Raw genomic sequence first — 12346 nt, forward strand, 5'->3', positions numbered from 1 at the left:
TCCAAAATCATCCCTAATTTTACGGAACTAAAAAACATTACATGAAAAAGATAGCTTTATTACTATTAGTTAGTTTTGGAATGGTTGCATTAGCTAACCAAACACTTGCTCAAAGCAAAATGCAAGACTGGGCTGAATTGAAAGAGTTCCACAAAGTGATGGCTCAAACATTCCACCCAAGTGAGGAAGGAAATTTGGAACCCATTAAAACAAGAATTGGAGAAATGGTTGAAAAAGCGAAAGCACTTCAAGCATCTAAATTCCCTGCAGATTTCGACAACGAAAAAGTGAAGAAAGCAGTTGCTCAATTGGTAACAGATAGCCAAAAATTACAAACTGAAATCAAAGATGGTGCTAGTGATAAAAAAATCACCAAAGCAATCTCAGCATTACACGATGTATTTCATGAAATCGTAGGACTTTGTTCTGCAACAGAAGATCATGGTCATGAGCACAAAGAAGGTGACGGACATAATCACTAAGAATATTCAAACAACTAAAAAATCCCTTCCTTGTTCTTACAGGAGGGGATTTTTGTTTCATGTCAGTTCCGAACCTCTAGAAGCCATTAACTCCATTTACGGTAGTGTATTTCAGAATATTCTTTTTATCTGGATGGATGCGTGCAAAGGCAGATTGAACAGCCAAAGTTCCCTCATGAAAACCACACAGAATCAACTTCAATTTGTTCTCATACGTATTGACATCACCAATGGCATAAATTCCGGGAATATTTGTTGAATAATCCAGTGTATTCACCTTGACAGCACTTTTCTCTATCTCCAATCCCCAATCAGCGATTGGCCCCAAAGATGGTTTCAATCCAAACAAAGGAATGAAATGATCTGCCTTTGTAACAATCTCTCCATTTTTTGAATGACTAATTACAACTTCTTCCAAACTTGTACCACCTTTTAAATCTGTCACTTCAGCTTCTGTGATTAAGGAAATTTTCCCAGAATCAGCCATATCAATCACTTTCTGCACTGAATCCAAATGTCCGCGGAACGAGGCGCTTCGATGTACCAAAGTGACTTCCGAAGCAATGTTGTTTTCAGCTAAATAAATAGACCAATCCAAAGCGGAATCACCACCACCAGCAATCACACATTTCTTTCCCCTGAAAACTTCCGGATCTTTAATGATGTAATCAACTCCTTTTTCTTCAAAAGACCCGATGCTTTCAATCGGCGGTTTTCTAGGTTCAAAAACACCCAATCCACCAGCAATCATAACGATTGGCGCTTTGTGTTGCGTTCCTTTGACAGTAGAAACAATAAACGATTCGTCAGCTTGCTTTTCAATAGTACTTGCTGCTTCTCCCAATGTGAAACCAGGTTTGAAAGGCGCTCCCTGCTCCATCAGGTTATTCACCAAATCACCAGCCAAAACAGAAGCAAAGCCCGGAATATCATAAATCGGTTTTTTTGGATAGATTTCAGAACATTGTCCACCTGGCTGTGGCAAAGAATCAATTAAATGACAACGCAGCTTTAATAATCCAGCTTCAAATACAGTAAAAAGCCCTACAGGACCCGCTCCAATGATAATGATATCTGTTTCAATCATAATTTTGTTATTTCTAAATTGTTTCAATAGTTCAATAGTTCAATAGTTCAATAGTTCAATAGTTCAATAGTTCAATAGTTCAAATACTATTTCATTTTAAACTTTTTGAGCCTCTTTGAACATTGGTTGAACTTTCTAAATGACTCCTGCTGCCACTGTTTGATTCGTGTTTTCATTGATTAGAATAAAAGCTCCCGTTTTCGGCAATTGTTTGAATAAGTCGAAACTAACTCCGTCTGCAGTTTTAATGGAAACCTTTGCCAATTCATTTAAGTGAAGACTCCCATCACTTCCAAGATCTTGAAAACTGTGAATGTCAATCTTCGAATGAATTTCTTTGATCATTGCTTTTGTGCGAAAACTATTTTGCTGCAATAAAAATTTTTGTCCTGAATTAAATGCAAAGCTATCCATCCAACAAATCGTAGCATGCAATGACTTCTCGGTTTGAGGAAGTTCATTTCTAGGGACAATGGTATTCCCTCGACTGATGTCCAAATTATCCTCCAAATGCAAAACAACCGGTTGGTTTTTCACCGCAGTCTCTACTTCCTTCAAATTAGACTCTATTTTACTTATTCGTGTTTGTGCTCCAGAAGGTAAAATGGTCACCTCATCTCCTACCTGAAAGTGTCCGCTCAAGACACTTCCCGCATAACCTCTGTAATCATGCAATGCTTCCGTTTGGGGACGAATGACAATCTGTACCTGAAAGCGTGATTTCTCTTTCAAATTTCCATCATCCATTTCTACTGTTTCCAAATACTCCAATAAAGGCAATCCCTTATACCAGCTCAGTTTTTCTGAACGATAAACCACATTATCACCAGCTAAAGCGGAAGTTGGGATAAAATCGACCTGTTTCAAACCGATTAGTTCTGCAAATGCTTGATACTCGGAAACAATTTCATTGAAACGATCTTCACTGTAAGCCACCAAATCCATTTTATTGATACACAACAATACCTTTGGAATTCCAAGTGTTGCAGAGATAATGCTGTGCCGTTTCGTTTGATCCGTAATGCCATTTCGTGCATCCACCAGAACAATTGCCAACTGCGCTGTTGAAGCTCCTGTGAACATGTTCCGCGTGTATTGTGCATGTCCAGGAGTATCTGCAATGATAAACTTGCGTTTGTCCGTAGAAAAATACTTGTAAGCCACGTCGATTGTAATCCCTTGTTCTCGTTCTGCACGTAAACCATCTGTCAATAAAGCCAAATCGATTGTAGTGTTATCACCAGTTGTTTTACTCTGACGAGTCAGTGTTTCTATAATATCAGTAGAAATTGATTCACTATCGTAAAGTAAGCGCCCGATTAAGGTACTCTTTCCATCGTCTACATTTCCTGCCGTAAAAAATCGTAATAAATCCATTTTTTTTAAAATTATGTATTATCAATGTTGAATCCTCCCCCCTCAATCCCCTTCCAAAGGGGGAAGCTAGATCCTATTTCAAAATTGATAATTGCTAATTAACACTTAAAAATACCCTCCTTTTTTTCTGTCTTCCATTGCTGCTTCTGAAACCCGATCGTCCATGCGAGTTGCTCCTCGTTCTGAGATCTTCGCATCTGAAATTTCAGCAATGATATCATCCACGGTGTAAGCTTCACTTTCAACTGCAGCTGTGCATGTCATATCCCCAACCGTGCGATACCGAACTTTTTTAGTCACAATTTGATCTGTTCCATCCAAATTCAGAAATTCATTATTTGCCATCAGCTGACCATGTTCGGTTACCACGCATTCGCGCTCGTGTGTAAAATAAATTTTGGGCAATTGAATGTTTTCGCGTTTGATGTAATTCCATACATCCAATTCCGTCCAATTACTAATTGGGAACACACGTACGTTTTCACCTTTATCAATTTTACCATTGTAAATACTCCACAACTCAGGTCGTTGCAATTTGGGATCCCATTGACCAAATTCATCTCTTACAGAAAACACACGCTCTTTTGCCCTTGCTTTTTCCTCATCTCTTCTTGCTCCGCCAATACAGGCATCAAACTCGAATTCCTCAATGACTTCAAGTAGAGTATGAGTCTGTAATGCATTTCTGCTTGGAAATTTTCCTTTGCCATCCTGCAATTTGTTTTTGGTAATGGTATCCCCCACATTTCGAACAATTAATTGTTCTCCCAATTCTTTAGCTAATGTATCTCTGAAATCAAGCGCTTCCTGAAAATTATGTCCCGTGTCTACATGAACCAATGGAAAAGGAAACTTTCCAGGTCTGAATGCCTTCAATGCCAAATGCACCAGACAAATACTATCCTTTCCTCCTGAGAACAATAAAGCCGGTCGGTCAAATTGACCTGCCACTTCTCTCAGAATGTAAATGGCTTCCGCCTCTAATTCATCTAAATAATCTTTCATATAATTCCTAATTCCTAATTCCTAATTCCTAATTCCTAATTCCTAATTCCTAATTCCTAATTCCTAATTAAAAAATATTCAATGTTTTAAAGTGATCATAAGTCAATCATTCGTAATTCGTATCCCGATAGCTATCGGGACGTAATTCGTAATTAACTATGCAGTCCGCATTCTTTCTTTGAATTATCTTCCCACCACCATCTTCCGGCGCGAAATGATTCTCCTTCACGGATAGCGCGCGTACAGGGTTGACATCCCAAACTTATAAATCCTTTATCCTGCAAAACATTATATGGAATGTTGTATTGTTTGATGTACTCTTTCACTTCTTCCAAACTCCAATTTGCCAATGGGTTTACCTTCACTATTCTCCGTTGCTCATCCCACTCGACCAATTCCAAACCAGCCCTGTTTTCAGAATGATCCGCACGCAGTCCGGTGATCCATACGTCCACATCTTTCAAAGCCCGATTCAATGGTTCAACTTTCCGAATGAAACAACATTCTTTGCGGTTTTCCAGTGATTCATAAAAACTAAGCGGGCCTTTCTCTGTGAGTAGATTTTCTACAGCTTGTGACTGAGGAAAATAAACCTCCAGTTTCTTTTGGTATCGCTGACGAGTAGATTCGATCACACTGTATGTTTCCGGAAACAAGCGTCCAGTATCCAATGTAAATACACGGATGGGTAACTCTTGTGAATAAATGGCATGAGTCAGTACTTGATCTTCCCAGCTCAAACTAGAGGAAAAAGCTACTTTCACTCTTTCAATCGAAGCAATCCGGGACAAATAATCTTCCAGATTCGTATAAGCTATTGCCTTTATTTTTTCAATCATTTTTTAAAATATTAGCGTCAGAAAATTGCGTAAACTGACTATTACTACTACAATTCCAACAAACAACATCATTGCTTTAATATTCAACTTGGACGCCAGATAAGCAGCAATAGGCGCTGCACAAACTCCTCCTAAAACCAATCCGGCAATCGGTTGCCACACATTGGATGTACCGATGACTGTGAAAAAAGTAAAGGAACTAGCCAGAGACACGAAAAACTCAGCCAGATTCACCGATCCGACAATCATTCTCGGGTGCTTTCCACGAGCGATCAGGGTTGAAGAAACGACGGGGCCCCAGCCTCCACCGCCTATGGAATCTAAAAAACCTCCTAAAAGTCCCAGCCAACCTACTTTGGTCACTTTCTTTCGTGCTTGTTTCTTGCGAAGTACCTTGTATATGATCAATCCTCCCAAAAACAAGGTGTAAGCACTTACGATCGGTTTGATGATCTCATTGTATGATTCAAATTCAGACAATACATACGCTCCTACAATCGCACCTAAAACCCCAGGAATCAGGATCGATTTGAACAAACGGTTATTCACATTTCCGAAGCGCAAATGCATGATTCCGGAAACTCCGCTTGTAAATATTTCGGAAGCATGTACAGCCATACTTGAAACTGCCGGCGTAATCCCGTACGACAATAAAAAAGTAGTTGCACTAACTCCGTACGCCATTCCTAATGCTCCGTCGATCATTTGAGCTACAAATCCGGCCAAAATGAAGTAAGCAAAATCAATGGTCAATGAATCAACCATTCCAGAAGCTGAATTCCAAATGCTTTCCAGTGGAATTAAGGTAAAGAGCAAATGTCCGGTGAGTAAAACTCCCACTATTCCACAGAAATAGGCCAACAATTTCCATGGAGAAAAGAAATACCACGGTCTTTTCGGATTCACCAACAAACTTGCCGTTGCCTTGTTGAGTTTCTTTATCTTATCTGTAAAATCCCCTTTGAGATACTCCCGAAACTGATTCAGATACAACGCAGAATCATCCAGTTCTTCAGGCAAATTTTCGTCAAACAATTCCTTGAGTCTTTTTGCCAAAGTGGGTGATTTTCCATTAGTGGAAATGCCGATTTTCACATTTCCCTTTTTAACGACTGATCCCAAATAAAAGTCACACAATTCCGGTTTGTCTGCTGCGTTGTACAAAATGCCGGCCTCATTACTGATTGTTTTCAAGGAAGCAGATAATTCTAAATCATTCAGGGCAGTTATTACCAATTGCTTCCCTTTCACATCGTCTTCCTCAAAGGCCCTGTTTTCTAGATAGACCTGCTCGTGTCTTTCCGCAAAATCAATAAACGATTCGCTAAAATCCAGTGCTATAACAGATACCGTGGTATGCGGTGAGTTGGTCAACAACGCCTTGAGTTTTTCCAAAGCCACCGCCCCACCGCCAACCAGTAAAACTTGCAGTTCATTGGTTTTCAAGAATACTGGAAACAATTCGTTTTGCTCTGCTACTTCTCTCATCAGATACAACAACTACTACTAGATTCCGAATAAACTTTCGCTTGATAATTACTCGCCAAGGAAACAACTTCACCAATAACAATCACACCAGGACCTGAAGCGGAAGCTTGCTCATTTTGAGCGACAATCGTATCAATTGTTCCAAAGACTTCCTTCTGCGTTTCCAATGATCCGTTGTAAATAATCGAAACCGGTATTTCTCCTTTGTTTGCTAATTGATACAACTCCACAATTTTCGGAAGCTGAGCAATTCCCATCAGAATGACGATTGTTGCATTGAGTTCTCTTGCTTTTTCTAACTCTGGATTCAACGATCCATCCGCTAATGTAGCTGAGAGAACCAAAAACGAATTACTGATTCCTCTGTGTGTTACCGGGATTTCAGCCAAAGCCGGAACTGAAATAGAGCTGGAGATTCCCGGTATTACTTCCGTCGGAATCTGATGTTCTCTTGCAAATAGTATTTCCTCCATTCCTCTACCGAAAACAAAGGAATCCCCGCCCTTTAAGCGAACCACATGTCCGAATTCAATTGCAGAATCCACCATCAATTGATTGATTTGCTCCTGTTCATAGGCTTTAAAACCTAAACGCTTGCCAACAAAAATCTTTTTCGCAGTTGGAGCATAAGTCAGTAATTCTTCATTCACCAAAGCATCATAAAGCACCACCTTTGCTTTTTTCAAGCGATTCAGTCCTTTTACCGAAATCAGTTCAACATCACCGGGTCCTGCCCCGACCAATGAAATAGTTGGATTTTCCCTAGTACTCATTTTTCACTTTCAATTTCGTTATCAATTCTTCTATTTCATTCAAATAGGCCTTCGCAAAGACTTTCGAAGCTTTTTCCTTGTTAATTCTCAATACAAAATCGCTAAACAAATTCGAGTCGGAATAACCGAAATCTGCTCCCAAATGCGTATCGAAATCTGTCAGGATTCCATGTTGCGAATTACATCTGATTCCTTTTTCAATCAACTTTGCTTTTGCCGAATGGACCGCTGCTGCATACCCGTAATAGATTGAATCAGCGTAACGATTCTCTATCCATGCTTCCTGAGCAGAAAACAATTTTTCTTCTGCATCAAAAAACAAGGTGCCAACCAGGTCAATGATTACTCCGGCACATTCTCCTACTCCGATTGCCGTTGCGAAGCGTTCATTTTGTCCCCAATCCAAGTATTCTTCCAATTCCACCTGATTCAAATCCGTTAAGGGTTTCAGCAGGTTATAGAAATAGGTATTTCCCTGTTTGTCGTAATAGGCATTGAAGGCTTCGTCATTCTCATGAAATTGGAGGTAATCATCTAAAATTGACTGAACAACTTTCAAGATGCGCTTGCTGGGTACTTTGATCACTTTCTCAGCAATTCTTCCGGTTCCAGCTCCCGTTTGTCCTCCTCCCAATAATACTTGTAAAGCTGGAAGTGTTCCTTCCTTTGTTTTAATGGAACTGCCGTGGAAACCGATGTGAGCCAAACCATGCTGACCACATGAATTCATACATCCGCTTATCTTGATTCTGATGCCCGTTTCTTCAATGAGTTTTGGATAATTGGTACGAATAAATGATTCCAGTTCCAAAGCGACATTCGTACTGTTTGAAATTCCCAGATTACAGGTATCTGTTCCAGGACAAGCTGTGATATCTGTCAAACCACCATATCCTGATCCGATCAGATTCAACTGTTCCAATTGCAAATAAATGGGTGATAACTGTTCGGGTTTCACTCCTCTTATCTGGATATTCTGATTAATCGTAAAACGCAATTCAGGAAGATTCAAACTATCCAACAAATAGGCTAAAGAACGCGCCTGATCGGTATAAAAATCGCCCAAGGGAACTTTCACAAAAACAGCCAGATAACCTGGTTGTTTTTGTAGAAATACATTCGTTCGAATCCATTGGTTGTAAACCAAATCAGATGTATACAAATCGTCTCGTTCAACAGCTGTCTGTTCTTCGTATTCAAATTCAGTTAACGGTTTAACCTGATCTCTATTCAAATCGAATTGAACGGCTTCTTTTTCTTTACCTACTAATTCTAAAAAAGTTTCCAAACCGATTTTAGAAATCAGGTATTTCATTCGGGCCTTGTTACGACTGTTCCGTTCGCCATAGCGGTCGAAAATGCGAATGGAAGCTTCAATAAACGGAATGATTTCTGATTCGGAAAGAAATTCATACGCAACATGAGCTAGGAAAGGTTGAGCCCCTAATCCACCACCTATCAGAACTTTGAAACCTTTTACTTGCAATTTACCTTGAAGTTTGATTCGAGGAATAAAACCAAAATCATGAATGAAAGTAAATGCATCATCCTGATCATCGGAACTAAAGGCGATTTTGATCTTGCGCCCCAATTCCTGTCCGAAAGGTTTCCGCAAAAAGTATTGAAATACCTGTTCGGCATAAGGAGTCACGTCAAATAATTCATTCGGATTGATTCCCGCATTGTCGCTTGCAGTGACATTTCGAACTGTATTTCCGCAAGCTTCACGCAAAGTCACATCGTCTTTTTCCAAATCGGACCACAATTGAGGAGTTCTATCCAATGAGACATGATGAATCTGGATGTCTTGTCGGGTTGTAATATGCAATCTTCCCGTACTGTATTCATCGCTAACCTGTGCGATTCTGCGCAATTGATTGGAACTCAATTTCCCATAAGGAAGTTTGATCCGAATCATTTGCACTCCTAACTGTCGTTGTCCGTAAACACCACGAGCCAATCTCAGTGAGCGAAATTTATCATCTGGGATTTTTCCATCCTTGAATGCGGCAATTTTATCTCCCAATTCAAGAATATCCTTTTCCACCCGTAGTTTTTTCGCTTCCACCTGAAGCTCATACTCGGTTCTAAAACTTTCCATGATTACTTTGTGGCATTGTAAAGAAAGTACCAGTCTTCCTGAGTCAATTCAAATGTATGCGCCGTTGCCGCATTTTGAATACGACGCTTTTCCTTACTACCAATAATTGGCAAGGCGCCTAATTTATTCAACCAAGCAACGGCTACCTGTTCCACATTCGCTTCGTATTTCTTTCCTATTTCAATCAATGCCAAACGCAATTTGACTGCCTGAGCATCTTCTCCCAATAAGATCCTACCATCAGCCAAAGGAGAAAAGGCTAAGGCACGACTGTGTTGCTCTCGAATAAAATCAAATCTTCCATCGTGCAGGGCTTCAGATTGAAGGAGATTTAACTCCAAATGATTGGTTATAATGGGTTGTGAAAGAGATGCAGAAAGCAGACGTTGTTGAAACACATTGAAGTTCGAAACACCTATGTATGAGATTTTTCCACTACGCTGCAATTTCAATAATGCCGAAGCAGTTTGTTCAAAATTGGAAAGAAAATCAAAATTCTCCAAGATGAGAATATCAATTTTATCTCGTTTCAAGCGACTCAAGGATTGTTCTACACTTTTTGTAATGTGTTGCGGGCTTAAATCATAGTAAATTCCACTACCATAAGCTCCAGAGTATTCTCGTTGTCCAACTTTTGTGGAAAGAATCAATTCTGATTGGTTAATCGCTCCTGATTCAATTAATTTACCGAATTGAGTTTCCAATTGTCCTCCACTCGAACTTAAATCATAAGTGTCGATTCCCAATTCCCGCGTAAACAAAACAATTTCTTTGAATTTCTTTGAATCCGCCAAATCCTCTTCTGTCCATCTCCAGAAACCGTAAACCGCAGCTGAAACTCTTGGACCATATTCGTTGATATATACTTTTTTCATTTTTTTCTTTACTTAATGACAATAAAAAACCCTTCTTTCGACAAGCGAAAGAAGGGTCATAACTCACTGTTAATTTATAACTATTCCTTCCGCATTTCCTTTTGGGACATACAGCACATCTGCATTTGAAGCATGAAGTTCTTTTGAATCATCTCTTTTTTAATTTGATAGTGCAAAGTAAAGGGCTAGATTTAAAATGGACAAGCAAAAGTGAATTTATTTTCCATTACTCCTATCGGACAAGTAGGAATTAAAATCAAAAAACACCCTATTTACGTTTGCTTTCAGATTTTCTCATTAGTTTTTTTTCACGCAAAATTAAATCTGCCAAACTTGTCTTAGACAAAATATGAATGCTCGCTTCCCGTACTTCAAGCATCACATCATGCAAGCCACAGAGTTCTTCATGCGGGCATTCGATGCATTCTTCGTAAAAATTTAAGCTCACACATGGCAACAACGCGATTGGTCCACCAGTTACGCGAATGATGCTACTCAAGACAATTTCATCTGGATGTTTTACCAGAAAATACCCGCCATTCGCTCCCATCTTACTCCCAACCATACCACCATTTCGCAGTTGTAAAAGTATCGCCTCTAGAAATTTCCGTGGGATATTTTCTTCTTCCGCAATCGTTGCAATGGACAAATGTTTTTTATCGCGATATACTTTCGCTAAACACTTCAGGGCCTGAATGGCATATTTGGATCTCTTTGGTATCATAAAACAAATATACTACTAATTTAATAGGAGTTCGTAAATTCCGGAAACCTGAATAATATGAATATTCCTAATCGCACCACTCTCATTATTTTGATAGATATATCCTGCTCCTAATTTCCATTTCTTACAAACTTTTTGTTGGATTGAAATCCCACCTCTCCATTCCCATGGCTTAACATTTCCGCAGATATAAAACCATTCACTGAAATAAACCAATTTTGTATTGAATTCGGAAATCAGCGAGTGTGAAAAAAGCACCTGAAATCGCATTCGATTCTGATCTTTAGTTGATCCATCAAAAAAGCGAAATTCATTCCTGAGTCTTAGTTGAAACTGTTTGTTTTTTAATGGGAAAAGCTGAGTAACTTGTAGAAAGGGTCTTATTTCCGTTTCTAATCCTCTAGCCTCTTTCCTTTCATGAATGAAGCTTGCTATTCCTCCTCCAAAACCAGTTCTTTTTGAATTGGCTTGATAACTCAATGTATATCGAAAGAGACTTTGTCTATGATTGTTGAAGAATGAGTCTTGTCTTCTGTGACCTAATTCCACCACATGGAGATACCTTTTAAAATCCAAACGGAACTGTGATAGCAACCAAGTGTTTGTTGTGTATTTATCCTGACCAAAACAAACAGCACAATAAAGGAATAAATTCCCCATGAGTATCATTTTCATGGGACAAATTTAATAAGAGATTTTATTAATCTACTTATCCTATGGAATAAAAAGATTTAATAAATTATTCCACAAGCTCTCTTGTAACAAGTTGATATTTCCCTTTTACAATTGGTCTAGGAAAAGCATTGAAATGCCACCATTCGGTAGGAATATTCGAAAATCCTTGACTTTTCAACGCTCTTCTGAGCAATTTGCGGTTATCTATTTGAGCTTGACTAATTTCTCCTGTTGCTAAAAATTCAGATTCCAAAGATGGATAAGCAATTTTGCGAATATCATCATACTCCGCCCCCATGTCTAATGGCTTCTTATTCGACATACAAATTGTTAGATCTACTGCCGCTCCGTAATTGTGAACACTTCCATTTTTCGGATTACTTACAAACTTTCCTCTTTCGAAAGCTGGAATGGTATCCAATGCATTCCACATTTCCCATTGAACACTCAAAGGTCTCAATCCATCATAAACCAATAAATGGTAATCCGAGTTTCTTCCTGTCAAGTATTCTTGTGATTTTGCCAATCTTCTTGCAACATCTATCTGAACATAAACCTTTTGCATCGTATCATACAAAACGCGGTGCATGAAATTATCTTCGGTCGCATACTTTAATTCCCACCAAATATTTTTATTGAAATGATCAACGCATACAAGTGTATCTTCTTTGTGAAGAATGTATTCCTCTTTAGAAACATCCAGTTTCCGTGCATTTTTTTCATCGGACAAAGCATCTGAATCAGATTTATTTGATCCAAAATCAACCTTTAGAGATTGTTCTGACTTCACTGATTCCGAGCAAGCGCTAATCAATAAACCACTTAGAAGTAAAAATTCCATTCTTTTCATCCTGTAAAAATTAGGATTTTTACGCACATGTCAACATTTACTGTACATTTGTTGTCCCCAAAATAATATT

12 protein-coding genes are annotated in these 12346 nt (G+C 38.9%); 1 reads left to right on the forward strand and 11 read right to left on the reverse strand.

Annotation, left to right across the window (positions count from 1 at the left end):
* Positions 1-41 precede the first annotated feature (41 nt).
* Positions 42-482, forward strand: a complete 441-nt coding sequence (locus FLUTA_RS19560; RefSeq protein ID WP_013688641.1) for a hypothetical protein — start codon at positions 42-44, stop codon at positions 480-482.
* A 76-nt stretch (positions 483-558) separates the two neighbouring features.
* Here FLUTA_RS19560 and FLUTA_RS19565 read toward each other — a convergent pair whose 3' ends face one another.
* The 11 genes from FLUTA_RS19565 to FLUTA_RS19615 form a co-directional block, all read right to left on the reverse strand.
* Entirely contained in the window at positions 559-1569 is a 1011-nt protein-coding gene (locus FLUTA_RS19565; RefSeq protein ID WP_013688642.1) for an NAD(P)/FAD-dependent oxidoreductase, read from the reverse strand.
* A gap of 135 nt (positions 1570-1704) precedes the next feature.
* Positions 1705-2946 carry a sulfate adenylyltransferase subunit 1 gene (locus FLUTA_RS19570; RefSeq protein WP_013688643.1) on the reverse strand — a complete coding sequence of 414 codons (1242 nt, stop codon included), beginning with the start codon at positions 2944-2946 and terminating at the stop codon, positions 1705-1707.
* A gap of 105 nt (positions 2947-3051) precedes the next feature.
* Positions 3052-3951 (reverse strand): sulfate adenylyltransferase subunit CysD, encoded by a 900-nt coding sequence (cysD, locus tag FLUTA_RS19575; protein ID WP_013688644.1) that lies wholly within the window; start codon positions 3949-3951, stop codon positions 3052-3054.
* A 152-nt stretch (positions 3952-4103) separates the two neighbouring features.
* The gene (locus FLUTA_RS19580) at positions 4104-4790 is read right to left on the reverse strand and encodes a phosphoadenylyl-sulfate reductase (protein ID WP_013688645.1); all 687 of its coding nucleotides are present in this window, start codon (positions 4788-4790) and stop codon (positions 4104-4106) included.
* 3 nt (positions 4791-4793) lie between these two features.
* Complete coding sequence (locus FLUTA_RS19585) at positions 4794-6278, reverse strand: TSUP family transporter (RefSeq protein WP_013688646.1); 1485 nt, start codon at positions 6276-6278, stop codon at positions 4794-4796.
* Complete coding sequence (gene cobA, locus FLUTA_RS19590) at positions 6278-7051, reverse strand: uroporphyrinogen-III C-methyltransferase (protein ID WP_013688647.1); 774 nt, start codon at positions 7049-7051, stop codon at positions 6278-6280. Before cobA ends, FLUTA_RS19585 begins: the two co-directional genes overlap by 1 nt.
* Positions 7041-9152 carry a HEPN domain-containing protein gene (locus tag FLUTA_RS19595; protein WP_013688648.1) on the reverse strand — a complete coding sequence of 704 codons (2112 nt, stop codon included), beginning with the start codon at positions 9150-9152 and terminating at the stop codon, positions 7041-7043. The genes cobA and FLUTA_RS19595 overlap by 11 nt, the downstream gene beginning before the upstream one ends.
* A 2-nt stretch (positions 9153-9154) precedes the next feature.
* A complete protein-coding gene (locus FLUTA_RS19600) occupies positions 9155-10027 on the reverse strand; it encodes an aldo/keto reductase (protein ID WP_013688649.1) in 873 nt (290 codons plus the stop codon).
* A gap of 268 nt (positions 10028-10295) precedes the next feature.
* Positions 10296-10751 (reverse strand): RrF2 family transcriptional regulator, encoded by a 456-nt coding sequence (locus FLUTA_RS19605; RefSeq protein ID WP_013688650.1) that lies wholly within the window; start codon positions 10749-10751, stop codon positions 10296-10298.
* Between the two features lie 15 nt (positions 10752-10766).
* Positions 10767-11426 carry a DUF2490 domain-containing protein gene (locus FLUTA_RS19610; protein ID WP_013688651.1) on the reverse strand — a complete coding sequence of 220 codons (660 nt, stop codon included), beginning with the start codon at positions 11424-11426 and terminating at the stop codon, positions 10767-10769.
* 64 nt (positions 11427-11490) lie between these two features.
* Positions 11491-12276 (reverse strand): M15 family metallopeptidase, encoded by a 786-nt coding sequence (locus FLUTA_RS19615; RefSeq protein ID WP_052301411.1) that lies wholly within the window; start codon positions 12274-12276, stop codon positions 11491-11493.
* Positions 12277-12346: the final 70 nt, after the last annotated feature.

Source organism: Fluviicola taffensis DSM 16823, from assembly GCF_000194605.1.
GTDB classification, from domain to species: Bacteria; Bacteroidota; Bacteroidia; order Flavobacteriales_D; family Crocinitomicaceae; genus Fluviicola; species Fluviicola taffensis.